Genomic DNA, 23,165 nt, shown 5'->3' with positions numbered 1-23,165 from the left:
CGATCTCCTTATTCCGCCGGTTCCACAGGCGCGACACGCCGGCTGCGCTTGGCCTGCTCGGCATATTCCTGCTGCCAATCGCTTGGACCGTTGGACAGGCTCACCTGAACCGCCGTAACCTTATATTCAGGGCAATTGGTGGCCCAGTCCGAATAGTCGGTGGTGATCACGTTCGCCTGCGTCTCTGGATGGTGGAAAGTGGTATAGACGACGCCGGGGGCGACCCGTTCGGTGACGAGCGCACGGAGAGTCGTTTCCCCTGCCCGGCTGCGCAGCGCCACCCAGTCGCCGTCCTTGAGGCCCCGGTTTTCCCCGTCACTAGGATGGATTTCCAAGCGGTCTTCAGGATGCCAAGCCGTATTACTGGTCCGCCGCGTCTGTGCACCGACATTATAGTGACTGAGAATCCGCCCAGTGGTCAGCAACAGAGGAAAGCGTGGCCCGGTCTTCTCGTCAGTCGGCACATAGTCTGTCACCACGAACTTGCCCTTCCCCCGCACAAAACCGCCAATGTGCATTGTCGGCGTGCCGTCAGGGGCGACATCATTGGCCGGCCATTGCAGCGAGCCTTCTTCATCCAGCCGGTCATAATTGACACCGGCAAAGGTTGGCGTGAGCGCCGCGATCTCTTCCATGATCTGCGAAGGATGCTCGTAGCTCCAGTTCAGCCCCATGGCGTTGGCGACCAGTTGGACGATTTCCCAGTCGGCATAGCCGTTGAGAGGCGTCATGACCTTGCGCACCATCTGGATACGCCGCTCCGCATTGGTGAAGGTGCCGTCCTTCTCCAGGAATGTGGAGCCTGGCAGAAAGACATGCGCGTAATTGGCGGTCTCGTTCAGGAACAGGTCCTGCACGACCACGCATTCCATCGCTGCGAGGCCCGCCGCGACATGATGGGTATTGGGGTCCGACTGCAAAATATCCTCGCCCTGGATGAAGATGCCCTTGAACCTGCCGTCTGTCGCAGCATCGAGCATATTGGGAATGCGCAGCCCCGGCTCCTTGTCCAGCTTCACGCCCCAGGCCTGTTCGAACTGCTTGCGGGTCGCATCGTCCGATACGTGGCGATAGCCTGAAAATTCGTGCGGGAAGCTGCCCATGTCGCAGGCGCCTTGAACATTATTCTGGCCCCTGAGCGGGTTCACGCCAACGCCTTCGCGTCCGACATTGCCAGTGGCCATGGCAAGGTTCGCGATCGCCATGACGGTGGAACTGCCCTGGCTGTGCTCTGTCACACCCAAGCCATAATAGATCGCTGCATTACCACCCGTGGCGTACAGCCGCGCAGCCGCGCGCACCTCCTGCGCAACCACGCCCGTCAGCGGCTCGATCGCTTCAGGCGAGCGGCTCGGTTCGGATACGAAGTCCGCCCAGTCCTGAAACTCGTCCCAGTCGCAGCGCTCGCGGATGAAAGCCTCATCATAGAGCTTCTCCGTCACTACCACATGAGCGAGCGCCGTCAGGATCGCGACATTGGTGCCAGGACGCAGGGGAAGGTGATGCTCCGCCTCTACATGCGGCGATTTGACCAGATCGGTACGACGCGGGTCGATGACGATCAGCTTCGCGCCCTGCCGCAGCCGCTTCTTCATGCGGCTTGCGAACACTGGATGGCCGTCGGTCGGATTGGCGCCGATGACCAATATGACGTCTGCCTTCATGACGCTGTCGAAGTCCTGCGTCCCGGCGGAGGTGCCGAAGGTCTTGCTGAGACCATAGCCGGTCGGCGAGTGGCAGACCCGCGCGCAGGTATCGACATTATTATTGCCGAAGCCCTGGCGGATCAACTTCTGCACCAGAAATGTCTCTTCATTGGTGCAGCGGCTGGACGTGATGCCACCGATGCTCAGCTTGCCAAATTTTTCCTGGATGCGGCGAAACTCGCTCGCGGTATGGGTGATCGCCTCTTCCCAGCTGACCTCGCGCCATGGTTCGTTCACCGAGACGCGGATCATGGGGCTCAGGATACGATCCTGATGCTGGGCGTAGCCCCAGGCAAACCGGCCCTTGACGCAGCTATGACCGCGATTGGCCTTGCCATCCTTCCACGGCACCATGCGCACCAGTTCCTCACCCCGCATCTCGGCCCGAAAGGTGCATCCAACGCCGCAATAGGCGCAGGTGGTGACGACCGCGCGGTCAGGCGTCCCGGTCTCCACGACTTTCTTTTCTATAAGGGAAGCGGTGGGGCAGGCTTGCACGCAGGCGCCGCAGGATACGCATTCCGAGCCGAGGAAATCCTCGCCCTGCGAAGCGGACACTTTCGATCCAAAGCCCTTATCCTCGATGGTGAGGGCAAAGGTGCCCTGAACCTCTTCACAGGCCCTGACGCAGCGGGAGCAGACGATGCATTTGCTGGGATCGAAGTCGAAATAGGGGTTGGACTGGTCCTTGGGCTGACCCATGTTGGTCGCGCCGTCATAGCCATAGCGCACATCGCGCAGGCCCACCGCCCCTGCCTGATCCTGCAGTTCGCAATCGCCATTGGCGGCGCAGGTCAGGCAGTCGAGCGGATGATCGGAGATGTATAGCTCCATCACCCCCCGGCGCAGCTGCTTCAGACGATCGGTCTGCGTGCGTACCACCATGCCCTCAGCGACGGGGGTGGTGCATGAGGCAGGATAGCCAGCGCGCCCTTCAATCTCGACCAGGCACAGGCGGCAGGACCCGAAGCTTTCCACGCTGTCGGTGGCGCAGAGCTTGGGGATGGAGCAACCCGTCAGCGATGCGGCGCGCATGATGCTGGTGCCTTCGGGCATGCTGACGCTTTGCCCGTCAATGGTAAGCGTGACGCTTTTGCCGGTTGCGACGGCGGGCGGGGTTCCATGATCGGTTTCGCGGGTGAAAGTCATTCCGCAGCTTCCTTTGCCGGTGCGGGCGCAACGAAGTCCTCGGGGAAATAGTCGAGCGCACTCAGGACAGGATAAGGCGTGAAACCGCCCAACGCACAAAGCGATCCATATTTCATCGTGTCGGCAAGGTCGCGCAGCAACGCGATTTCCTGCTCCGCCCCGCGCTGCGCCGGCGCAGGAGACCGGGAATAGAGCGCCTTCGCCAGACCTGCCGGTATCGCCGGATCAGGCCGTGGCGAGTCCTGCTCCCTTCGCGCCATGATCCGCTCCATGATCTCCACCCCGCGCGTCGATCCGATGCGGCAGGGCGTGCATTTGCCGCAGCTTTCCGCCGCACAGAATTCCATCGCGAAACGCGCCATATGGGCCATGTCGACGCTGTCGTCGAACACCGTGATGCCCGCATGCCCAATCAGCCCGCCAGCCTCTGCGAAGGCTTCATAGTCGAAGGGCAGATGAAACATGCCCGGCGGGAAATAGGCGCCGAGCGGGCCGCCGACCTGCACCGCGCGCACCGGGCTTCCGCTCGCCGTGCCGCCGCCGACTTCGTTGACCAGATCGCCAAGCGTGATGCCAAAGCCGACCTCATACAGGCCGCCATGCCTTACATTGCCTGCAAGTTGCACCGGCATGGTGCCGCGCGAGCGGCCAAAGCCGACCGCAGCATAAGCCTCCGCCCCCTCCGCAAGGATGAAGGGCACTGCGGCCAGGGACAGGACGTTGTTGATGACGGTCGGTTGGCCGAACAATCCCTGCAACGCGGGCAGCGGCGGCTTCGCGCGCACCTGGCCGCGCTTTCCTTCGATACTGTCGAGCAGCGCCGTTTCCTCGCCGCAGACATAGGCGCCCGCCCCCTCGCGCACCTCCAGCGTGAAGGGAGCGATCAAATGCGCGCAGGCATCGATCGCTGCCCGCATCGTGCTTATGGCGAAGGGATATTCCGACCGGATGTAGATATAGCCGTGGCCAGCGCCCACCGCATGCGCGGCGATCGCCATGCCTTCGATCAGGCAATAGGGGTCGCCCTCCATCAGCATGCGGTCGGCAAACGTACCGCTGTCGCCCTCATCGGCATTACAGACGATGAACTTCGCCAAGGACGAGGCATCCAGCACGGTCTGCCACTTGATCCCGGTCGGAAAGCCAGCCCCGCCGCGGCCTCGCAGACCTGAAGCCTTGACGGCATCGACCACTTGTTGAGGTGCGCGCGCGCGCGCGGCCTCCAACCCTTTCCAGCCGCCATGTGTCGCATAATCGGACAGGCTCAGCGGATCGGTCAGGCCGCACCGGGCGAAGGTGAAACGCGGCTGGTTCGCGAAGAAGGGCAGCGTCTCCACCCTGCCCAACCGGTTGGCATGGCTGCCGTCCAGCACGGCGGCGACATCGGCGGGCCCGACCGGACCGTAGCCGATGCGTCCTTCCTCTGACTCCAGCTCGACGAGCGGCTCTATGCTGAACAGCCCGCGCGACCCCGTGCGGATCACCTCGCACCCTGCCGCGACGAAAGCGCGCGCCACATCGTCAGCGCCAAGCGCGACCGAGGCCATGTCGCGGCTAATGAAGACGCGTGTCATGCCCCCACCTCCGCGGCGATATGTCCAAGCGCGGCGGCATCGATCCGCGCCACGGGGCGTCCATCGACCAGCGCATTGGGGCCAATGGCGCACAGGCCAAGGCAATAAACCGGTTCCAGGCTCACTTGCCCGTCGGCGCGCGTCTGGCCCATGGCCACGCCAAGCCTTTGCACGGCTTGCGCTTCAATCGCCGTGCCTCCCCGCGCCTGACAGCTTTCGGCCCGGCACAGCTTGACGATGTGGCGCCCTGACGGCGCGCGCCGGAAATCATGATAGAAGGTGACGACGCCATGCACGTCCGCGCGCGAAATATTGAGAGCCCGCGCGATGACCGGCACGAGTCCATCGCCTACATAGCCACATTCTTCCTGGATCGCGTGCAGCAACGGCAACAGCTTGTCGCGCGACCTGCCATGACGCAGCGTCCAGGCATTGATGAAATCTTCCATGCTACCCACCCCTTGCGGCTATTTTCTTGCCACCATGTTGCGACGTTGCGGGGGCGCGGTCAAATCGATCTCAGCTATGATTGATAGGGAAATACTATCATGTGCCCAGGAACTCGGGCGGCAGCCGGAGTTCCCGCGCTACGTTCAGCACCGCCTGCGCCAGCCGGCCAAGCGGCGCGCTGTCGGCAACGATGACCCCCACCCTGCTTCCTTCCTCCATGTCGGGCAGCGGGCACGTCCTGACCCACTCCAGCCCTTTCAGCAGAGCGGCGTGGCTATCCGGGATGATGGAGCAAAGGCGGCCATGCTGTACCAGTCCGAGGAGCGCTATATAGCTGTCGGCGGTTACGCGAGGCTGGAGCGCGAGGCCTCGTTCAGCAAGGCGGGAATCCAGGATGCGGCGGTTCTGCATTCCCTGGTGCAGAAGGCAGAGCGGCAGTTGCGCAAGATCCGCCCATTCAAGCGGATCGGGGATCGGGATCCCCGCCACCGCGCTCACCAATATGATACGTTCGGAATAGAGCGACACGGAAAGCGCGTGCGCCGGCGGTTCGAAATCGAGATAGGTTATGCCGGCATCCAGTTCGAACGCCGCCAGATCGCGCTCGATCTGTCTGGATGTCAGCGCGCGTACGGAGATGTTGAGCCCCGGATATCGGCTGAGCATTGCTTCGGCGAGGCTGCCTATCACCGGCATGGCCGCAGGGATGGAGCCGATGCGTAATTCGCCTTTAAGCGGGCCTTGGGCGGTCTCGGCCGCCTGTCCCATCGCGTCTGCCGTCGCAACCAATTGTCGAGCCCAGGGGAGGATGGCTTCTCCCTCCGGGGTCAGGCCGACAAATTTGCGGTCCCGCCGGACAAGCCGCTTTCCAAGCTGTTCTTCCAGTGACGCAATGCCGGCGGACAGACTTGGCTGCGAGACATGGCAGCTCGCCGCAGCGCGGGCAAAGTGGCGCTCTCGCTCTAGCGCCAGGAAATATTCGACCAGCCGAGTTTGCATTCGGTAGCCATAGCCCGCAACTGGACGCTTTCATAGCCACGCTCTATGAAGCGCTGATGGTGACCCGGATCGTTTCGTAGCCTGAAGTCGCCCCGTCAAAGACGCTTCATCCAGAAGCGCATCAGATGTTCGCTTTCCTGCGCCGCCCCGACCTCCTTCCACGACAGCTGCGTGTCATAGCCCGGCGCAAGGCTGTAACCGCGATTACGCCAAAAGCCCTGAAGGTCTCGCGCGCCATCTGGACGGCGAGGATCATCGTCCTGCCGGACGACCGCGCAAAAGGTGGCGCAGTTCGCACCTGCTGCACGTGCAGCCGCTTCCCGCTCGTCAAAAAACCGATGCCCGATGCGCCGCCCACGAAATTGGGGCAGCAACACCGATTCCCCAAAATAAAAAAGGGTGTCGATGGCCGCTCCCGCGGCAAGGAACGGCGCTTTGATCACGTGCGATTGCGTTGCCATGGGAGAGGCCGTCGCCATGCCGACCGGGATATCACCGACCCGGGCAACGACGACGACTGCGTCCTCGGCAGTCAAAAACTCATCAAGATAGGCCGCTTCATAATCAAGGCTACCCTCGTACAGATAGGGCCATGATCGAAATACGGTCATGCGCAGCGTGGCGAGCGCGCGCAGCGACAGATCGTCGCGGCCGACACGCTCCACCACCAGCGAATCCGCCAGATCGGCCATCACGCCGGCTCGTTCACCTGCCGGATCCAGTCAGCCAGATTATAATGGTTGCTGACCCGGGCGATCCGGCCATCGACAATCTCGAAAAAAGCTCCCACGCGGAGCCGGTAGCGCTGACCGCGCGCGGGCGGCAGATCGCTGTCGGTGCGGCGATATTCGCCTTCCAGTTGAAATTCGGCCGCCGCGCGGGCGCCGTCCGGGGATGTCAGAAACACCGGATCAATTACCTGCTCCTTGTAGCAGCGATCCATATGCGCAAGAAATTCCGCGAAGGCCGCCTTCCCCGTTCGCACCGCGCCTTGCGAGGGTTCATGGACGACATCCTCGGCAAGCAGATCGAGCATCGCCGCGCTGTCGCCCCGATTGAAGGCGTGATAATAGGCCGTCAACAATTCCGCGCTCATCAAATCCCTCAATTCTCCGGTGCAATCGTCATGCACAGAATGTGCGGCCGCCCAGCACATGCCGCACTCCGCCGCTTCCAGTGCGTCGATCCCAACCATCATTCGCTTTTGACGCCCAGCCTGCCGGCATGCCAGCGCAGATGATCTGCCATGAAGGTCGAGATGAAATAATAGCTATGATCATAGCCCTCGCGCAAATTCAGCGTCAGGTCGATCCCCGCCGCTTTGCACGTATTTTCCAACAACTCCGGCCGCAGTTGCTCCGCCAGGAAAGGGTCTGCGCTGCCTTGATCGACCAGCAGGGCGGACAGGCGTGCGCCGTCTTCGATCAGCGCCACTGCGTCATGCCCGCGCCAGGCGGCTCGGTCTTCCCCGAGATAGCCGGCCAGCGCCTTTTCGCCCCAGGGCACCTGGCTGGGCGCGACGATGGGCGCAAAGGCTGACACCGACGCATATCTGCCGGGATTGCGCAGGGCGATGGTGATTGCCCCATGCCCGCCCATGGAATGGCCCATGATCGATTGCCGTTCCATGTCCGCCGGGAAATTTTCCACAATCAGGGTTGGCAATTCTTGGGTCACATAGGACCACATGCGATAATGGCGGTCGAAGGGCGGCTGTGTCGCATCGACATAGAAGCCTGCACCCAGACCGAAATCATAAGCCCCTGCCGGGTCATCCGGCACGCCCTCGCCGCGCGGCGATGTGTCGGGCGCGACAAAAATCAGTCCGAGTTCCGCGCAGAGACGGCGAAACTCACCCTTTTCCGTAACATTGGCGTGGGTGCAGGTCAGCCCGGACAGATACCAGACAACCGGCAGCTTGGCTCCCGGCTGATGCGGGGGAACGAAGACCGAGAAGGTCATCTCTGTCCCGGTGGCGGCAGAGACATGCTTATACACCCCCTGCTCGCCGCCGAACGACCGGTTCGTGCTGACCTGCTCCATCGCCATCGTCAGTTGCCGTCCGTGAAGGTATAGGCGCAAATCTTGTTGCCTGCCGGATCGCGCAGATAGGCAGCATAGGCGCCGGGAAGATGGCCACGGGGACCGGCTTCACCTTCGCAGGCGCCACCGGCGGCGATGCCGGCCGCATGGAAGGCATCGACCTGATCGGTAGCCGCTGCCGCAAAACCGATGGTCACGCCGTTACTGGATGGCGCTTCGCCATTGCCCGGACGCATGACCAGCAGAGCTGGCTTGTCCTTGCCGTAGAGAATGATGTTCTCGCCGAAGGGCCCAAGGTTCTTGACGCCCAGCGGCGCCATTGCCGCGTCGTAGAAGGCCGCGGAAGCTGCAAGGTCGGCGGCGCCCACGCAGGTATGCGAAAAGACGCCGTCACCGGAAATGACTGCCATGATATTTTTCCTCTCGTCAATATAAAGCTTTTAGAAGACGACGACCGAACGGATGCTCTTGCCGGCATGCATCAGGTCAAACGCGGTATTGATCTCCTCCAGGCCCATGACATGGGTGATCATCGGGTCGATCTCGATCTTGCCTGTCATGTACATGTCGACGATCTTGGGGACATCGGTGCGACCCTTGGCCCCGCCAAACGCGGTGCCACGCCAGTTACGGCCGGTCACCAGCTGGAAGGGACGGGTTGAAATTTCCTTGCCCGCCTCGGCCACGCCGATGATGATCGATGTGCCCCAACCGCGATGGCATGCCTCCAGCGCCGTGCGCATCACTTCGGTGTTGCCGGTCGCATCGAAGGTATAGTCGGCCCCGCCATCGGTCATCTCGACCACCTTCGCGACCGTTTCTTCGCGCGAAAGGCCTTTCGAACTGAGGAAGTCGGTCATGCCGAACTTGCGGCCCCATTCCTCCCGATCGGGATTGATGTCGACGCCGATGATCTTGCCAGCGCTGGCAAGGCGCGCGCCCTGGATGACGTTGAGGCCGATGCCGCCAAGGCCAAAGACCACGACATTATCGCCGACCTGAACCTTCGCGGTGTTGATGACGGCGCCCACGCCCGTCGTAACGCCGCAGCCGATGTAACAGCTGGACTGGAAAGGAGCATCCTCCCGGATCTTCGCCACCGCGATCTCGGGCAGGACGGTGAAATTGGCGAAGGTCGAGCAACCCATATAGTGGAAGATCGGCTGGCCCTTGTAGGAAAAGCGCGTCGTACCGTCAGGCATCAGCCCCTTGCCCTGCGTCGCGCGGATCGCGGTGCACAGGTTCGTCTTGCCCGACAGGCAGCTTTTGCACTGGCGGCATTCCGGCGTGTATAGGGGGATCACATGGTCGCCCGGTTTCACGCTGGTAACGCCCGGTCCCACTTCGCGCACGATGCCTGCGCCCTCATGACCCAGGATCGAAGGGAAGATGCCCTCGCTGTCGAAACCATCCAGCGTATAGGCGTCGGTATGGCAGATGCCAGTCGCCATGATTTCCACCAGGACCTCTCCAGCGCGAGGTCCTTCCAGGTCGACCTCCACAATCTCGAGGGGCTTTTTCGCTTCAAAGGCGACAGCAGCGCGCGTTTTCATTGCTTGTTCCTTGCCATCAAAAATTGCCGGATGGGGTTTGGAGGTTCGGCTGTGCGGCGGTGTGCGAACTACCGAATGATTCCACCTTTGAGAAAACACTCTAGTCCTATTCCAACTGCGTGATAATATGCTGTTTTGGAAAATCATTATTTCATATTTGGGATAATCATGTCGAAGTGGGATGGGATCGACGAGTTCATCAGCGTTGCTACCGCGGGCTCCTTCACGTTGGGCGCCAGGGCGCTGGGCATGTCGACGACACATGTCAGCCGTTCGATCATGGCGCTGGAGCAGCGTGTGCAGGCCCAGTTGTTCAATCGCACGACCAGGACGGTGAAATTGACCGACACAGGGCGAGTGTTTCTGGAGCGCTGCGAGCGTATCGTGCAGGAACGAGACGAAGCCATCGCCCTCATAGGGGAGCAGAACGAGCCACAAGGTCAGCTGCGCGTGACATGTTCAACTGCCATGGGCGAAAGGTTCCTGGCGCCGATCCTGCGCCGGTTCGCCATGCAGCATCCCAAGCTTTCGCTGTCGATCGATCTGTCCAACAGGGTGGTGGACCTGATCGCGGAAGGTTTCGACCTGGCTATTCGGACCGGGGAAATTTCCGACCAGCGGTTGATTGCGACACGGGTAGCCTCGCGCACGGTGTATACATGTGCCGCGCCTAGCTATCTGGCATCAGCAGGCCGCCCCGCCTCGGTCGAAGCGTTGGACAATCATGAGTGCATTGCCGGAACGGCGGCCACCTGGCACTTCAAGGTGGGCGCTCAGGAAGTCGTCCATCGGCCCAACGGCCGCTTTCGATGCAACAGCGGTCACGCCGTCATCGAGGCATGTGTGTCAGGCCTGGGGATCTGCCAGTTGCCCGACTTCTACATATTGCCGTTTCTCAAGCATGGCATGGTTGAACTGCTGCTGGAGGACATGCAGCCAGACGACGAGCCGATATGGGCTGTCTATCCCCAGCGTCGCCATCTACTGCCCAAAGTGCAGCAGGCTTTAGAGGCCCTGCGTCGGGAACTGGGACCGGCGATGAGCCGACCCAAGTCGGAAGGCTAGAGTTCATGTGTCCTCGAAGGTAATGCCTTCGGTATAGGTATGAAGCTTGGCCAGGATCGACCGAAAGGCGACTTCTTCAGCCGGAGTAAGACAGTTGAGCAACTGCCTTTCCTTTTCGAGCGCCTCCGGAATGATTTCGCGGCAGACCTCATGGCCGAGCGCCTCCAGCGACAGCACCTTTCGCCGTCCGTCCTCGGGATCGTCGGCTGTGGACACCAGTTTGAGATCGCTCAACCGCCGCTGGGCACGGCTGACCCGCGCTTTGTCCATCGCGGTTTTTTCTGCCACTTCGTTGGGCGGCAGCGGGCCATATCTGTCCAGCGTCACGAGGATACGCCAGTCCGGCACCTGAAGATCGAAGCTGGAACTGATCAGATTGCCAATCATCTGCGAAATGCGGTTGGCAATCACCGCGAGCTCGAACGGCAAAAATGCATCCAGCTGCAGTCGCGGCTCTGTTTCCTCGTCGATTTCTGCCCGCTTCGCCATGCGCGTCCTCATGCAATCAAACCCGTCATTATGCTACCGTATCAAAATCTTTACGTGAGCGTTATCAATTTATCGATTTAAGCTCGCCGGCATGAGGATCATGTAATTACACTGACGGGAAAGCAAAGCGCAGTGAGTTGAAAGGTTGAACGGGCCTACCCCCGTACCCCATGCAGTTGTCACAGCAGTCTGTCTGCCGCTGGTTCTTTCACTTCCGAACCGTAAGGAAGTGAGCGGCGAAGCGGAACATATCTCGGTAACCGACATCAAGCTGTAGTCGTTGTCCGGTTTTCTGCCGTTCTGTCGGTGCTGCTATCTTCATCGGTTATGCTGCGGCTCGGACCTACATGGCTTTAATCGGGCGGGATGCAGGTATTGACGAGTCTGGCGGTCTCGCACATTCTTTCGATCTCACAATTTGCGGGCGTTGCCGGCGCATTGTCTATCGTGCTTCTTCAAGCGGCTGTAATCTTGCTCGTCGGAGCCGTGTCGATCTTCGCGTTCGCGATCGACCAGAGCTATGCGCTGTTTCTGGGCCTGAATGGTCTTTTTCACTTCTGCTGGAATGCGGGCCAGCCTCTCCTGCTGGGTATCATAGCGTCACGTGACACGGGGGGGGAGGGCGGCTTTTGCGGTTCGCCATACCGATACAATATATTGGTCTGGCGATTGGCCCAGCTTTTGCGGCTTCCCAACTTGGGCCAAACAGCAATTATCCTGCGGTGATGATCGGGTCTGGAATATTTGCGACTGCTACCGCTCTGACTATAATACCGATCATTCTCGCAAGCCAACGTAATTCCATGAACTTTTAAACAGCGATGAAATCCATTTTAGTATAGGATGACGATCATCAATAAAAAGATAAGGCACGCAGGAGGAATTCGTAGCTATCTCGCAGAAAGCAGAAGCTGCGACTTCGTTGCCGCTCAAAGGCAGAGGTTCTACAATGACTGAACGATCCACCGTTTTGGTAATCGGGACCGCCGATACCAAGGCCGACGAGATGAAGTTTCTCCGCGCATGCATCGAAAAGGTCGGGGGCCGCCCAGTGGAAGTCGCCAGACGCGGAAGCGGTCGCTTCGGCCCTTGCGCGAGCGAAGGGAGCAACAGCATGAAGCTGATACCGAACCAAAGCTGGCGGACCTGGATGGGATCTACGCCAGGCTGATCGCGCTGCACGACAATCGGAGCAAGGAAGAATCGGCGCGGATCAATGCGCGTCTCATTCTGCTGCTTGCCAATCATATCGGGCATCAAGACATCCTGTTGGAGGCCATGAGCCTCGCCGGGCGGGAGAAACTATCGTGACACAATATCAAACCGGCTTTCTGAACCATTTTGCAACCGAGGCGGTGCCGGGCGCCCTGCCGGTGGGGCAGAACAGCCCGCAACGTCCATCGTACGGCCTTTATGCGGAGCAATTCTCCACAACGGCATTCACGATGCCACGGGTCCAGAACCGCCGTTCATGGTTGTATCGGATGCGCCCGATGGCGGCGCATGCGCCGTTCGAGCCGATAGATCTGGCCCCGCGTCTCGCGAGCGCGCCGTTCACCGACGCGCCCGTCAGCCCCGACCGACTGCGTTGGGACCCGCTGCCCATGCCCGACGGCTCGCTGGATTGGGTGGAAGGACTCGTCACCTACGGGGGCAATGGCGATGTTGGCACCGGCGCAGGCATCGCCGTCCATGTTTACGCGGCCAACAGGTCGATGGATCGACGCGTCTTTCAATCGAGCGATGGCGAATTGCTGATCGCTCCCCAGATCGGGACACTGCATATCAAGACCGAGATGGGGCGCATGGACGTCCCGCCGGGTCATATCGCGCTCATTCCCCGGGGCCTGCGCTTTTCGGTTGAACTGGACGGGCCGTCGCGCGGCTATGTTTGCGAGAATTACGGGGCGCATTTCCAGTTGCCCGACCTGGGGCCGATCGGCTCCAACGGACTTGCCAATCCCCGCGATTTCGAAACGCCCGTTGCCTGGTATGAAGACGTCGAGGCGGAGGTCGAGTTCATCCAGAAGTTTCAAGGGCGGCTGTGGCGAACGATGCTCGATCACTCGCCTTTTGACGTCGTCGCGTGGCACGGCAACACGGCGCCATGCCGTTACGACCTTGCCCGCTTCAACACGATCGGCACCATCAGCTTCGACCATCCCGACCCGTCCATCTTTACCGTGCTGACCAGCCCAAGCGAAATTGCCGGAACCGCAAATTGCGACTTCGTGATCTTCCCGCCCCGCTGGATGGTCGCCGAAGACACGTTTCGCCCGCCCTGGTTCCACCGCAATATCATGAGCGAGTTTATGGGGCTGATCCACGGCGTCTATGACGCCAAGGAAGGCGGTGGCTTTACGCCTGGCGGGGCGAGCCTCCACAACCAGATGAACGCGCATGGGCCGGACGCCGTATCGACGCGCGCCGCCATGGAAGCCGAGCTGGCGCCGTTGAAGATCGACGGCACGCTGGCGTTCATGTTCGAAAGCCGCTGGGTCATAAGGCCAACGGCGCATGCAATGGCAATACCAGAAAAGCAGGATGATTATGATAACTGCTGGGATGGTTTCGTGAAGGCACAGCTTCCACTATGACAATGATCGACAAAACCCATGACCCGCGCGCCACAAGTTGGGTGGAAGGCGCCGACAGCCATGATCAGTTTCCGGTACAGAATCTGCCTTTCGGCATATTCAAGCGGGACCCCAGCGATCAGGCGCGGGTCGGCGTAGCAATCGGCGACTGGATCCTGGATGTCAGCGCGCTTGCCGCAGACCTGCATGGGCAGGCGAAGGCCGCTGCGCAGCTTGCGACGGCATCGACGCTCAACCCGCTGTTCGCGTCGGGCAATGCCATGGCCGATGCCTTGCGGAGTGCGTTGTTCGATCTGCTCACAAATAGCGAGTCCAGGGCGAAGCTGACCCCGCATCTCTACGCCGCAACGGACTGCTCGCTGCAGTTGCCGTTTGCCATCGGCGATTATACCGACTTCTATACCGGGATTCACCACGCGGAAAATGTTGGCCGCCTGTTCCGGCCAGACAATCCGCTCCTGCCCAACTATAAATATGTCCCCATCGGCTATCATGGACGCGCTTCTTCCGTCCGGCCGAGCGGGGGGACCGTGGTTTGCCCTCATGGCCAGCGCAAGATGCCTGATGCCGATGCGCCCATCTTCGGGCCTAGCCAATGGCTGGACTATGAGCTTGAGATGGCGATCTGGCTCGGCGAAGGCAATGAATTGGGGCAACCCATAGGGATTTCCGACGCGCAACGTCATGTTGCAGGCCTTTCAATCCTGAACGATTGGTCCGCCCGCGACCTGCAGGCATGGGAATATCAGCCGCTTGGACCCTTTTTGGCCAAGAACTTCCATTCGACCGTTTCGCCATGGCTTGTAACGAGCGCGGCGCTTGCGCCTTTCCGCATCGCTCAACCGCCTCGGCCGGAAGGCGATCCGGAGCCCCTCCCCTATTTGTTCGATGCGGGGGATCAGGCGAAGGGCGCCTATTCGGTGATAATGGAGGTATATCTTTCAACCGCTGCGATGCGCGCCGCCGGCCATGCGCCCGCCCGGCTGAGCCGCGGCGAGATGCGCAGCATGTACTGGACCGTCGCGCAGCTGGTCACCCACCACGCGGTCAACGGATGCAACATGCAGACCGGAGATCTTCTGGGCACCGGCACGCTGTCCGGGCCGAGTAAAGACAGTTTCGGCAGCCTGCTGGAACTGACCGAAGGCGGCAAAACCCCCATCAATCTGCCGAACGGTGAAAGCCGGACCTTCCTGCAGGACGGGGATGAGATATTGATGAAGGCATCGGCGGAGGCCGAAGGATATAGAAGCATCGGCTTTGGCGAATGCCGCGCCAGGATCGTAGGATGAGCCCGGCGCCGCTAGTCCTGCACGGCTATTGGCGGTCGGGCACAAGCTATCGGACGCGGATCGCACTTAACGTCAAGGGCGTGGAGTACCGGCAGGAATCACTTGACCTGAGCACCGGCGCGCAACGATCGGAGGACTATCGCAAGCTCAACCCGCAAGGCTTGGTCCCCGCGCTGGAAACTGAATCCGCGGTGCTCACGCAATCGACGGCGATCCTGGAATGGCTGGAGGAAAGCTGGCCGCATCCCCCTCTCCTCCCCGGCATCCCCAACGACCGGGCTATCGTGCGCGCCATGTCCCTGCTCATCGCTTGCGACGTTCATCCTCTCAACAATCTGCGCGTCCTCAACCGCCTGCGGTCTGAATTCGATGCCGACGAAGCCGCTGTCAGCGGCTGGATCAGCCATTGGATCGTGGAGGGATTTACCGCCCTTGAAGCCATGATCAGCCATCATGGCGGACGTTATTCGTTCGGCGACACGATCACGATGGCTGATTGCCACCTCGTTCCCCAAGTCTATTCGGCAGAGCGGTTCCGCGTGGCGCTGGACGCGTTCCCAAAAATTCTGGCAGTGGCGGCGCGCCTTGGGGAACGGCCGGATGTCGCTGCCGCGCATCCCGACCTGCAGCCCGACAGCGATCTGGCGCTTAAAGACAAGTAAGACGTCGCGTCGAACAGGAAGCAGACGACAGCATTTTCCGTTTGCATCCCCGGACATGATAAGATAGTTTGGTTGACAACGAAGTCGCATTAGGTCCTGTTGACAAAGTGGATTCCCAAAAGCGCTGAACTCTGATTCAAGGCTGCTCTTTGCGGGGAGCAGTATGGCGCGTGGAGACCTGACGGACGAAGATTGGGGTGTGATCGAGGTTCTGCTGCCCTCCGAGCGAGGGCGCAAGTCCCGTCCAGCCCACGACAATCGGCGCTTTCTCAATGGCATGCTTCACGTGCTGCGGCTTGGCTGTCCCTGGCGCGACATGCACGAGCGCTACGGCAAGTGGAACTCGGTCTACGTCCGGTTCCGGCGCTGGGCCGAGCAAGGGGTCTGGGATGCGATCCTGGCAACGCTGGTCGAGTTCGGGTTGACCGACGACTGGCAGCACATGATCGACAGCACCACAGTTCGCGGCCATGTTTCGGCAGCGGGCGCTAAAGGGGGACTCATAAGGAGGCTTTTGGTCGATCACGCGGCGGCTTTACGTGCAAGGTCCACGCCCGCTGTGACAATCAAGGACGCCCTCTCGGCTTTATCCTGACCGGCGGCGAGGCCTCGGATTACGGGGCCGTCGATGATCTGATGGCGCTCCCGCTCAACAAGCCCAAGGCTCTGTTGGCAGACAAGGGATATGACGGCGACGCTGTGCGCTCGAACCTGCTGATGCGCGGCATTCTGCCGATCATCCCGCCCAAGGCCAATCGACGCGAGCACATCCCATGCGATTTCCGTCGCTATCGAGATCGCAACCGCATCGAGCGCATGTTTGGCTACCTCAAGCACCAGCGCCGCATCGCCACACGCTACGACAAAACGGCGCTGTCCTTCGCCAGCTTCCTCAATCTCGCAGCCATCCGCAAATGGCTACCTAACTTTGTCAACAGAACCTAGGAATCTGATATGTCCTCAACTGCCCCTTCGGTTCCATCGCGCGCCAAGGTCGTCATCATCGGCGGCGGTATCGCCGGATGCTCGACCGCTTATCATCTCGCAAAGATGGGTGAGCCGTAAGCGCTAAAACACTCCCACTGGGAGGCGTTAGGCGGCCTGATCGATGACGGCGCTGACGGGGGCGCGGCTATCTAGCCAGTTGTAGGGGAGCAGATCATCGATCGGATCTGCGTCGCCGCGCAGGACGATACGGGCGAGGACGTCGGTGAGGTAGGCCTGCGGGTTGATACCGCTCAGTTTGCAGGTTTCGATGAGGCTGGCGAACGTCGCCCAGTTTTCAGCCCCCAGATCATGACCTGTGAACAGGGCATTTTTACGGTTATGCATACCTTTCCATAACCGAAATTATGCGAAGCGCCGGATTATGCGCAGGTGCCAACGGCGGGGCCAGTTGTTGCACTAGACCCGCAGCCATAAACTTCACATAATCACAGCGACTGCAGGAAGCTCATCAGATTGTCCGAGGCTCGGAAGCGGCCCGGCGCGGCGGCGCTTGGTTGCAGCTTCATCAGAGCCTGTTCCTTCATCGCGAGATCGGCTTCGACGTACATATGCGTCGTGGCCGTATCTTCATGACCGAGCCACAGGGCGATGACGGTGATATCGACGCCCGATTGAAGCAGGTGCATCGCTGTTGTGTGCCGAACCGTATGGGGTGTGATCGGGCGGTCAAGGAGACTTGGATTCTTGCGACCTGCGGTCACAACGGCAAGGTTCAAGCGCTGAGTGAGGTTCGAGCGGGTCATGCGGCCGCCGCTTCGGTTCGGAAACAGGAAACTATCCCCAGAGGGATCGCCGATCTGGCGGCGCCAGGACCTGATGAGCGCGGCAGTCAGACGCCAGAGCGGCACGCTGCGTTCTTTGCGGCCCTTGCCACGCAGATGCACGGCGGGCTGACCTTCAAGCACAACGTCCCGGCACCGCATGCCGATCATCTCGGAAACGCGGGCGCCCGTGTTGTACATCATGCTGAACAAGGCGCGGTCGCGGTGTCCAGCCCAGCTAAGCCGGTCAGGTGCGTCGAGAATGGCGCTGATCTCGGGCCGTGACAAAAACCCGACCATTGATCGATCAAATCGCTTGAAGGGGATTGCCAGCGCCCGTTCTATCGTTGCTAGCGACGCAAGGTCGTGATGCGATGCATATTTAAGGAACGTCCTGATCGCGGCGAGACGTGCGTTGCGGCTTCGAACGCTGTTGCCTCGATCCTTCTCGAGATGGTCGAGAAAGGCGAGCAACAACGGCGCGTCGAGATCGGGCAACGTGATAGCGCTGGGCGTTCGATGGAGTGCCACGGCCGCGTAGTTGAGGAGCAGGCGCAAGGTATCCCGATATGCCGCTACGGTCTGAGCGCTGACCGCGCGCTGCTCACCGAGATGATCCAGAAAGAAGCGCTGGACGAGCGTCGGCAATGTTGGAGGGGTACGGTCAGTCATGAACCGCCTCCCCGAAAGCAAAACTCTCGAAGCGGTTGCCTGCGGTGGCCATCAAATCCGGGATGCCGGTCAAATACCAGTAGGTGTCTGACACCTTTGCATGACCGACGTAGGTTGAGAGGGCCGCGATCGCATTGTCGATATCGACACCCTCAGCTTGCCACCGTTGAATGCGCCTGCAGATAAATGTGTGCCGGAGGTCATGGATGCGAACGTTGCGATAGGCACCGCGGGCAACGATGGCGGCTTCGTCGCGCAACTTCTGGAATGTCCAATGTACCGCACGCTTTTTTAGCGATCGTGATGGGGTCGAGACGAAAAATGGATCCTCAGCCACGCGTGGCAGGAAGCGGTCCCGCATGCCAAGATAGTCGGCGAGCGCAACGGCGACGGTGGCGTGGAGCGGCACATGCCGCGATTTGCTGAACTTCGTCATCCGGACCGTCAAACATCGACTTCCGAGGTCCACATCGGCGCAGCGCAGCTTGATCGCTTCGGAAACGCGCAGGCCGGTTGCGGCAATCAGTCCATAAAAGGCTTCGAACGCAGCAGGCCGCAGGCCACCTTCTGGGTCGAGGCGACGTGCCGCTGCAAGCAACGCCGAGATCTCGTCCTCAGTGTAGATATGGGGCGTGGCCCTGCGCTGGGACCTGCCGAATATCTGGGCCTGCGGGAACTCAGTGGCCGGATCTTCCCGCAGAAGGTAGGCGGCGAAAGGCCGAAGTATGTCGAGCCGGCGCGCCCACGCTCGCGGTTCACTGCCTCGCGCATGCCCCTTTGCCCACTCAATGGCTAGGTCCGATGTCAGCGAACCCTGGTGGCCAGAACTATCGAAGAAACTGCCGAAGGATCGAAGCTGGCTGGCGTTCGGCCCATCTCCACGGAAGCCCAGCGATGTACGCTCGGCAAGGTAGGCCTCTACCTGCGCTGTCATGGTAATCGACATCATGAGGCCCTCCCTGGCCAGGGCATGGCCACGGCCGACAGCCGACGGAGATCGATCTTGGTGTAAATCTTCGACGTGTCGAGGCTACGGTGACGCAGGATATCGGCGATGTGCTTCATGGGCGTGCCGTCGCTGAGCAGGCGGCTCGCGATGCTGTGACGAAGGATGTGGGGATCAGTCCGATCCAATCCGCATCGTGCGAAAGCCGCGATCACCGCATGCTTGGCGACGCCCGCCCTGATCGGGACGTCATACGGCGCTACATGGCGAACGAAAATCGCACGGTTACTGGTCTTCGGCCGCTCATGGCGCAAATAGTCTGCGATGGCGTCGCCGGTGGCCACCGGCAATGGAAGGCTGTCGGTGAAATGCGTCTTGGTCCTGGCTATACGAATGATCCCGTTGCGCCAATCGACGTCGTCGAGGCGAAGTTTTACGACCTCGGAACATCGTAGCCCGAGATCGGTGACGCATCTGACCATTGCGTAAGCGCGCCGCCGTGAGGGCAGATGATCGTCGAATGACGCGAGAACCTCGTCAATCTGGGTTGGCGACAACACGTCGGGCAACTCCGCCAGGCGCCAATGCGCGGCCCGCGGAATCGCCTGCAAGAGCCGACCGACATCATCGCCCAACATCTTGCGAAACTTGAAATAACATCCAACTGTGCCGCCAGCGACACGCACGGCGCCACTACTCCAACAACGGCCTTCGCCGATGACAAAGCGCCGGACGACTGCCGGGTCGAGCTTCTCAGGATCAATCTCGCCATCACCGAACCGCTCAAGGAGCAGCCGGCGAATGATATGGATCCGCTGCCGCCGCGTTGTGTCCGCCAGGCCACCGACATCGCGCATGTAGCGATCGAAGGCCGCCAGTTCACCATCGAGCCAGCCCCTCTGTTCGATCGCCGCAATCCGCCTTTGGGCACGAAGCACACGCAGAAGGTGCCGGATAGCCACGCGCAACTCGTGGTGCACCTTGCGGACCGGGTAAGGGCAATCGCAAGACGGCACATGGGTATCCAGGAACCTCCATTGCGCCGCCTCATCGATCAGCGCGATGTCCAAGCCTTCCTCGGTCGTCCACTTCGCGAAATGCGCGACGCAAGCAAAATACACTCGCACTGTGTGCGGATGATATCGGCCCGCTCGAAGATAAGAGACATACTCCTCCTCCACGGACGAAAAGACACTGTTCGTCAGCCAGCGGCGCGGACCCGGCTGCAATAGATCAGACTTCATAAAACGCTCCTCTCCAGATGGTGGTCGGAGAGGGGAGCGTATTATGTGCAGCTAAAGTTAGTCATGCTGCAACGTATGCGGCGGAAAATAGCGGACTGGGCACAACCCGCCGTTGGCACCTGCGCATAATCCGGCGCTTCGCATAATTCCGCTGGAGGGTAAGCGGCCTGATTGACCGCTCAACGGTGTTGTTATCAGGCATGTAGGGGATGGCGCCCTGGCAATGGTGTTAGCTCCGCTGCTTTCATGGTAGAGGGAGAACACCGGGACAGGGGCGCCGGGAGTGCATGAAGGTGGGCAAGCCGCCTAGACAGTGAGCTGAGAGCTCGTGTTGTTATCTGGCTGCCCCTGCGACTTGCCCGGTTGCGCTGAGAGCGCGGATCCGTAGTTGTCGTGCAGGCCCGCTGCGCTCCCGATCGTGCAACGAGGGAGATGTCCCATGCGTGTGATCGGAATGGACGTGCATCGAGCTTTTGCCCAGGTGGCGGTGCTCGAGGGCACACAAATCGTCGAGCAAAAGCGGGTCGAACTGGAGCATGACACGGTAGTCGAGTTCGGCCGAAGCCTTCGCCCGGATGATGAACTCGTTTTGGAGGCGACGGGCAATACGACGGCTATTGTCCGCCTCCTATCGCCGTTTGTACGACGGGTGGTGATCGCCAATCCGGGTGAGGTGCGTGCGATCGCCCATGCTCGCGTAAAAACCGACAAGGTTGATGCCGTGATCCTGGCTAAGCTGCATGCCTCTGGCTTTTTGCCTGAGGTTTGGGCGGCTGACGACGATACGATCGGGCGACGCCGCATGGCATCTGAACGTGCGGCGCTGGTGCGCTCTGTCGGGCGGTTGAAAAGCCGCATCCAAAGCATTTTGCACACAAATCTCATCCCCAGATACGCTGGCGCTCTTTTCACTAAAGGGGGACGCATCTGGTTGGAGAAAGTGCCGCTGCCGAAAGACGAGAAGGCCATGCTCTTCCGACACATCGACGAGTTCGATCGACTGACAGGGCAATTGCACGATCTTGATCGGCAGCTCGCGCGGCGCGCCTTGGATGATCCGCGGGCCCGCAAGCTTATGACCATCGCCGGCGTAAATGCGATCGTTGCGACGACTGTGCTCGCCTCCATCGGGGAAATTAGCCGCTTCGAGAGTGCGCAGAAATTGGCGAGCTACTTCGACATCAAGCCGGCTCGATATGTCGCTGTCTATGCAATGCAGCGCGCCTCCACAGCAGGGACATTCCTTCTCGTCTGGAAGGATCACTTCCTCAATGCGTGTCAGGTGCGCGGGCAACGACGCCCGTGCTGTCCCGCTTTCCCTTCGTGCCCGTTCCTTCTTCTGACCAGCCGCCTGCTCGCCAAGCGCCTCCAGTTCAGCACGGGCGACGTCAAGATCATCGAAGGCAAGCGCCAACTGATCTTCGCTCAGCTTTTCTGAGCGTTTCCCGAATGTCGTGCGGGTGATCTGGTCGATGATATGCTGCATCCGAGCTTCACGCTCGAGGCCGGCCAGGACCATCGCCTTGAGGGTGGCGACATCGTCAGGAAGGTCGGCTGCAGTGGCGGACATGCCCCATTTCTGGCAGCTTCGGAGCACTCGGCAATGGCATTTCGATCAGGGGAATCGGGCGTGCGACCTATCGTGTCGTTACCGGAACCTGAGTGCGCGGCGTGTGCATCGACCATTGCAGCCCTTCGAACAAGGCTGATGCCTGCGATGCCGACAGCCGCATCACGCCATCGTGCGCCCGGGGCCAATGGAAGACTCCGGTCTGCAAGACCTTGCTCACAAGCACCAGGCCCGTGCCGTCCCACACCAGTAGCTTGATCCTGTTCGCCTGCTTCGAGCGGAAGATGAAGACCACCCCAGAGAAGGGCTTGAGTCCGAGTTCATGCTCGACCAGCGCCGCCAGGCTGATCGCGCCTTTTCTGAAGTCGACCGGCTTTGTCGCCACCATCACCTTGAGCGGCCCTGGCGGAATGATCATCCCGACCGGCTCACAGCGGCGAGCACCCGGGCGATATGTTCCTCGCTCGCGCCCGGCGGCACGTGGATCGCGACGGCGGCCGTACGGATCACGATCTCATCGCCTCCACCATCAGCCGAGCTGGGACCACCCGCATCTTCGATCACCGCCGGAACAAAGCCCAGCTTCTTGCTCGCCAGGCGCTTGCCCGGAATGCTGTCATGCCGCCATGCGTAGAGCTGCTGCGGCAGCAGCCCATGCGTTCGCGCAATTTCCGCGATGTTGGCGCCGGGTTCAAAACTCGACGCGATGATCCGTGCCTTGGCCTCGGCCGACCAGCGCCGCCGCATCGGCCCTGCTGGAATGACATCCATACGCGAGGGCCGCTGACCCTCCTGCCTTTCGAAACCTGTTTCGAATGTTCCTACATCATCAGCCACTACGATACCCCTCGGATGAGGGGCGAAACATAGCCAGATCGGCGCCTGCGAAAATGTGGGGAGGTTTTCGCGCTTACGGTGAGCCCGATGTCGTGCTTATCGAGCGGAAGACGCTGACCTGCGGTACGACCTGGCATGCCGCGGGCATCGTTGGCCAGCTTCGTAGCTCGAAAGCGCAAACCGACCTTGCGATATGCACGACGGCGGCTGTTCCGTGAACTGGAAGAGGAAACGGGTCAGCCGACCGGTTACATTGAAAACGGATCGCTGGGGCTCGCCCTAACGGAGGTGCGTGACGAAAATGTGCGTCGAAGCGTTTCGCGCGCGAAATATGCCGGTTTTGAGGCGCAATATCTTTCGCCAGCAGAAATCGCCGAGCGTTTCCCTTATGTTTTCACCGACGATCTGTGGGGCGCCTATTTCGTGCCTGGCAATGGGCAGGTGAACCCGGTCGATGTCACGAATGCTCTCGCCAAGGGAGCGCGCAACCGGGGCGTCAGGATCATTGAAAATCTCAAGGCGGATCGGATCATCACCCGCAATGGCGT

Annotated in this window: 22 protein-coding genes and 5 pseudogenes; 10 read left to right on the top strand and 17 right to left on the bottom strand. The window is 60.7% G+C overall.

The features are described 5' to 3' along the window. Positions 1–8: 8 nt before the first annotated feature. The 9 genes from fdhF to B6S01_RS17160 all read right to left on the bottom strand — a co-directional run bounded on the left by fdhF (position 9) and on the right by B6S01_RS17160 (position 9,474). Positions 9–2,855 (bottom strand): formate dehydrogenase subunit alpha, encoded by a 2,847-nt coding sequence (fdhF, locus tag B6S01_RS17200; RefSeq protein ID WP_037467502.1) that lies wholly within the window; start codon positions 2,853–2,855, stop codon positions 9–11. Continuing rightward, the gene (locus B6S01_RS17195) at positions 2,852–4,429 is read right to left on the bottom strand and encodes an NADH-ubiquinone oxidoreductase-F iron-sulfur binding region domain-containing protein (protein ID WP_037467500.1); all 1,578 of its coding nucleotides are present in this window, start codon (positions 4,427–4,429) and stop codon (positions 2,852–2,854) included. The genes fdhF and B6S01_RS17195 overlap by 4 nt, the downstream gene beginning before the upstream one ends. Then, the gene (locus B6S01_RS17190; RefSeq protein ID WP_037467493.1) at positions 4,426–4,878 is read right to left on the bottom strand and encodes an NAD(P)H-dependent oxidoreductase subunit E; all 453 of its coding nucleotides are present in this window, start codon (positions 4,876–4,878) and stop codon (positions 4,426–4,428) included. Before B6S01_RS17190 ends, B6S01_RS17195 begins: the two co-directional genes overlap by 4 nt. Before the next feature lie 97 nt (positions 4,879–4,975). After that, positions 4,976–5,878, bottom strand: coding sequence for a LysR family transcriptional regulator (locus tag B6S01_RS17185; protein ID WP_037467490.1), 903 nt, complete (start codon positions 5,876–5,878; stop codon positions 4,976–4,978). Between the two features lie 95 nt (positions 5,879–5,973). Continuing rightward, positions 5,974–6,570 carry an acetyltransferase gene (locus B6S01_RS17180; RefSeq protein WP_037467487.1) on the bottom strand — a complete coding sequence of 199 codons (597 nt, stop codon included), beginning with the start codon at positions 6,568–6,570 and terminating at the stop codon, positions 5,974–5,976. Further along, on the bottom strand, positions 6,570–6,974 hold the full coding sequence (locus B6S01_RS17175; RefSeq protein WP_037467522.1) for a ketosteroid isomerase-related protein: 405 nt from the start codon (positions 6,972–6,974) through the stop codon (positions 6,570–6,572). Before B6S01_RS17175 ends, B6S01_RS17180 begins: the two co-directional genes overlap by 1 nt. A 98-nt stretch (positions 6,975–7,072) precedes the next feature. Beyond that, positions 7,073–7,921 carry an S-formylglutathione hydrolase gene (fghA, locus tag B6S01_RS17170; protein ID WP_037467521.1) on the bottom strand — a complete coding sequence of 283 codons (849 nt, stop codon included), beginning with the start codon at positions 7,919–7,921 and terminating at the stop codon, positions 7,073–7,075. Between the two features lie 8 nt (positions 7,922–7,929). Continuing rightward, positions 7,930–8,331: a VOC family protein gene (locus B6S01_RS17165; protein WP_037467484.1), complete on the bottom strand. Its 402-nt coding sequence runs from the start codon at positions 8,329–8,331 to the stop codon at positions 7,930–7,932. Between the two features lie 30 nt (positions 8,332–8,361). Continuing rightward, the gene (locus B6S01_RS17160; RefSeq protein WP_037467480.1) at positions 8,362–9,474 is read right to left on the bottom strand and encodes an S-(hydroxymethyl)glutathione dehydrogenase/class III alcohol dehydrogenase; all 1,113 of its coding nucleotides are present in this window, start codon (positions 9,472–9,474) and stop codon (positions 8,362–8,364) included. A 168-nt stretch (positions 9,475–9,642) separates the two neighbouring features. On the opposite strand from B6S01_RS17160, the gene B6S01_RS17155 reads away from it, so the two are divergent. Continuing rightward, the gene (locus B6S01_RS17155) at positions 9,643–10,539 is read left to right on the top strand and encodes a LysR substrate-binding domain-containing protein (RefSeq protein ID WP_037467520.1); all 897 of its coding nucleotides are present in this window, start codon (positions 9,643–9,645) and stop codon (positions 10,537–10,539) included. A gap of 3 nt (positions 10,540–10,542) precedes the next feature. Here the strand turns inward: B6S01_RS17155 and B6S01_RS17150 are convergent, their stop codons facing one another. Continuing rightward, a complete protein-coding gene (locus B6S01_RS17150; RefSeq protein ID WP_051908384.1) occupies positions 10,543–11,028 on the bottom strand; it encodes a MarR family winged helix-turn-helix transcriptional regulator in 486 nt (161 codons plus the stop codon). A 366-nt stretch (positions 11,029–11,394) separates the two neighbouring features. Here B6S01_RS17150 and B6S01_RS17145 point away from each other — a divergent pair, with 366 nt between their 5' ends. The 7 genes and pseudogenes from B6S01_RS17145 to B6S01_RS21155 all read left to right on the top strand — a co-directional run bounded on the left by B6S01_RS17145 (position 11,395) and on the right by B6S01_RS21155 (position 16,644). Continuing rightward, the gene (locus B6S01_RS17145; RefSeq protein ID WP_081570532.1) at positions 11,395–11,754 is read left to right on the top strand and encodes a hypothetical protein; all 360 of its coding nucleotides are present in this window, start codon (positions 11,395–11,397) and stop codon (positions 11,752–11,754) included. Positions 11,755–12,051: 297 nt separating this feature from the next. Continuing rightward, complete coding sequence (locus tag B6S01_RS22025; protein WP_081570531.1) at positions 12,052–12,339, top strand: DUF2783 domain-containing protein; 288 nt, start codon at positions 12,052–12,054, stop codon at positions 12,337–12,339. Next, positions 12,333–13,625: a homogentisate 1,2-dioxygenase gene (gene hmgA / locus B6S01_RS17135; RefSeq protein ID WP_037467474.1), complete on the top strand. Its 1,293-nt coding sequence runs from the start codon at positions 12,333–12,335 to the stop codon at positions 13,623–13,625. The genes B6S01_RS22025 and hmgA overlap by 7 nt, the downstream gene beginning before the upstream one ends. After that, on the top strand, positions 13,622–14,917 hold the full coding sequence (gene fahA / locus B6S01_RS17130) for a fumarylacetoacetase (RefSeq protein ID WP_037467471.1): 1,296 nt from the start codon (positions 13,622–13,624) through the stop codon (positions 14,915–14,917). The genes hmgA and fahA overlap by 4 nt, the downstream gene beginning before the upstream one ends. After that, positions 14,914–15,579, top strand: coding sequence for a maleylacetoacetate isomerase (maiA, locus tag B6S01_RS17125; protein ID WP_037467468.1), 666 nt, complete (start codon positions 14,914–14,916; stop codon positions 15,577–15,579). Before fahA ends, maiA begins: the two co-directional genes overlap by 4 nt. Before the next feature lie 163 nt (positions 15,580–15,742). Next, positions 15,743–16,524 (top strand): annotated as a pseudogene (locus tag B6S01_RS22245) (IS5 family transposase). 9 nt (positions 16,525–16,533) lie between these two features. Further along, positions 16,534–16,644, top strand: coding sequence for an FAD-dependent oxidoreductase (locus tag B6S01_RS21155; protein ID WP_156103383.1), 111 nt, complete (start codon positions 16,534–16,536; stop codon positions 16,642–16,644). Positions 16,645–16,671: 27 nt separating this feature from the next. Here the strand turns inward: B6S01_RS21155 and B6S01_RS17115 are convergent. The 4 genes and pseudogenes from B6S01_RS17115 to B6S01_RS17100 all read right to left on the bottom strand — a co-directional run. Beyond that, positions 16,672–16,905: pseudogene (locus tag B6S01_RS17115) on the bottom strand (transposase domain-containing protein); the annotation flags it as partial. A gap of 107 nt (positions 16,906–17,012) precedes the next feature. Then, positions 17,013–18,020: a site-specific integrase gene (locus tag B6S01_RS17110; RefSeq protein ID WP_037467462.1), complete on the bottom strand. Its 1,008-nt coding sequence runs from the start codon at positions 18,018–18,020 to the stop codon at positions 17,013–17,015. Continuing rightward, entirely contained in the window at positions 18,013–18,969 is a 957-nt protein-coding gene (locus B6S01_RS17105; RefSeq protein WP_007015333.1) for a tyrosine-type recombinase/integrase, read from the bottom strand. Before B6S01_RS17105 ends, B6S01_RS17110 begins: the two co-directional genes overlap by 8 nt. Further along, positions 18,966–20,210, bottom strand: a complete 1,245-nt coding sequence (locus B6S01_RS17100; RefSeq protein ID WP_037467461.1) for a site-specific integrase — start codon at positions 20,208–20,210, stop codon at positions 18,966–18,968. The genes B6S01_RS17105 and B6S01_RS17100 overlap by 4 nt, the downstream gene beginning before the upstream one ends. A gap of 454 nt (positions 20,211–20,664) precedes the next feature. Here B6S01_RS17100 and B6S01_RS21725 point away from each other — a divergent pair. Then, positions 20,665–21,399: pseudogene (locus tag B6S01_RS21725) on the top strand (IS110 family transposase); the annotation flags it as partial. On the opposite strand, the pseudogene B6S01_RS22240 reads toward B6S01_RS21725, so the two are convergent. From B6S01_RS22240 to tnpA, 3 genes and pseudogenes are all read right to left on the bottom strand, one after another. Next, positions 21,388–21,780: pseudogene (locus B6S01_RS22240) on the bottom strand (IS66 family transposase); the annotation flags it as partial. The pseudogenes B6S01_RS21725 and B6S01_RS22240 overlap by 12 nt on opposite strands. Positions 21,781–21,847: 67 nt before the next feature. Continuing rightward, positions 21,848–22,198, bottom strand: a complete 351-nt coding sequence (tnpB, locus tag B6S01_RS17085; RefSeq protein ID WP_037463591.1) for an IS66 family insertion sequence element accessory protein TnpB — start codon at positions 22,196–22,198, stop codon at positions 21,848–21,850. Next, positions 22,195–22,617, bottom strand: a complete 423-nt coding sequence (gene tnpA, locus B6S01_RS17080) for an IS66-like element accessory protein TnpA (protein WP_197053200.1) — start codon at positions 22,615–22,617, stop codon at positions 22,195–22,197. The genes tnpB and tnpA overlap by 4 nt, the downstream gene beginning before the upstream one ends. A gap of 135 nt (positions 22,618–22,752) precedes the next feature. On the opposite strand from tnpA, the pseudogene B6S01_RS22180 reads away from it, so the two are divergent. After that, a pseudogene (locus B6S01_RS22180) lies at positions 22,753–23,133 on the top strand (NAD(P)/FAD-dependent oxidoreductase); the annotation flags it as partial. Positions 23,134–23,165 lie beyond the last annotated feature (32 nt).

The sequence above is a fragment of the Sphingobium herbicidovorans genome (assembly GCF_002080435.1).
GTDB lineage: Bacteria > Pseudomonadota > Alphaproteobacteria > Sphingomonadales > Sphingomonadaceae > Sphingobium > Sphingobium herbicidovorans.
This window is presented reverse-complemented; position numbering and strand designations above follow the sequence as displayed.

What these genes read in the sequence shown, in the direction of transcription:
- fdhF (WP_037467502.1), bottom strand. Translation starts at nt 2,855, where the DNA reads ATGACTTTCACCCGCGAAACCGATCATGGAACCCCGCCCGCCGTCGCA.
- B6S01_RS17190 (WP_037467493.1), bottom strand. Translation starts at nt 4,878, where the DNA reads ATGGAAGATTTCATCAATGCCTGGACGCTGCGTCATGGCAGGTCGCGC.
- tnpB (WP_037463591.1), bottom strand. Translation starts at nt 22,198, where the DNA reads ATGATCATTCCGCCAGGGCCGCTCAAGGTGATGGTGGCGACAAAGCCG.
- B6S01_RS17175 (WP_037467522.1), bottom strand. Translation starts at nt 6,974, where the DNA reads ATGAGCGCGGAATTGTTGACGGCCTATTATCACGCCTTCAATCGGGGC.
- B6S01_RS17150 (WP_051908384.1), bottom strand. Translation starts at nt 11,028, where the DNA reads ATGGCGAAGCGGGCAGAAATCGACGAGGAAACAGAGCCGCGACTGCAG.
- maiA (WP_037467468.1), top strand. Translation starts at nt 14,914, where the DNA reads ATGAGCCCGGCGCCGCTAGTCCTGCACGGCTATTGGCGGTCGGGCACA.
- B6S01_RS17105 (WP_007015333.1), bottom strand. Translation starts at nt 18,969, where the DNA reads ATGATGTCGATTACCATGACAGCGCAGGTAGAGGCCTACCTTGCCGAG.
- B6S01_RS17100 (WP_037467461.1), bottom strand. Translation starts at nt 20,210, where the DNA reads ATGAAGTCTGATCTATTGCAGCCGGGTCCGCGCCGCTGGCTGACGAAC.
- B6S01_RS17145 (WP_081570532.1), top strand. Translation starts at nt 11,395, where the DNA reads ATGCAGGTATTGACGAGTCTGGCGGTCTCGCACATTCTTTCGATCTCA.
- B6S01_RS17180 (WP_037467487.1), bottom strand. Translation starts at nt 6,570, where the DNA reads ATGGCCGATCTGGCGGATTCGCTGGTGGTGGAGCGTGTCGGCCGCGAC.
- B6S01_RS17110 (WP_037467462.1), bottom strand. Translation starts at nt 18,020, where the DNA reads ATGACTGACCGTACCCCTCCAACATTGCCGACGCTCGTCCAGCGCTTC.
- B6S01_RS17185 (WP_037467490.1), bottom strand. Translation starts at nt 5,878, where the DNA reads ATGCAAACTCGGCTGGTCGAATATTTCCTGGCGCTAGAGCGAGAGCGC.
- fahA (WP_037467471.1), top strand. Translation starts at nt 13,622, where the DNA reads ATGACAATGATCGACAAAACCCATGACCCGCGCGCCACAAGTTGGGTG.
- B6S01_RS17165 (WP_037467484.1), bottom strand. Translation starts at nt 8,331, where the DNA reads ATGGCAGTCATTTCCGGTGACGGCGTCTTTTCGCATACCTGCGTGGGC.
- B6S01_RS21155 (WP_156103383.1), top strand. Translation starts at nt 16,534, where the DNA reads ATGTCCTCAACTGCCCCTTCGGTTCCATCGCGCGCCAAGGTCGTCATC.
- B6S01_RS17155 (WP_037467520.1), top strand. Translation starts at nt 9,643, where the DNA reads ATGTCGAAGTGGGATGGGATCGACGAGTTCATCAGCGTTGCTACCGCG.
- B6S01_RS17160 (WP_037467480.1), bottom strand. Translation starts at nt 9,474, where the DNA reads ATGAAAACGCGCGCTGCTGTCGCCTTTGAAGCGAAAAAGCCCCTCGAG.
- B6S01_RS17195 (WP_037467500.1), bottom strand. Translation starts at nt 4,429, where the DNA reads ATGACACGCGTCTTCATTAGCCGCGACATGGCCTCGGTCGCGCTTGGC.
- fghA (WP_037467521.1), bottom strand. Translation starts at nt 7,921, where the DNA reads ATGGAGCAGGTCAGCACGAACCGGTCGTTCGGCGGCGAGCAGGGGGTG.
- B6S01_RS22025 (WP_081570531.1), top strand. Translation starts at nt 12,052, where the DNA reads ATGCATCGAAAAGGTCGGGGGCCGCCCAGTGGAAGTCGCCAGACGCGG.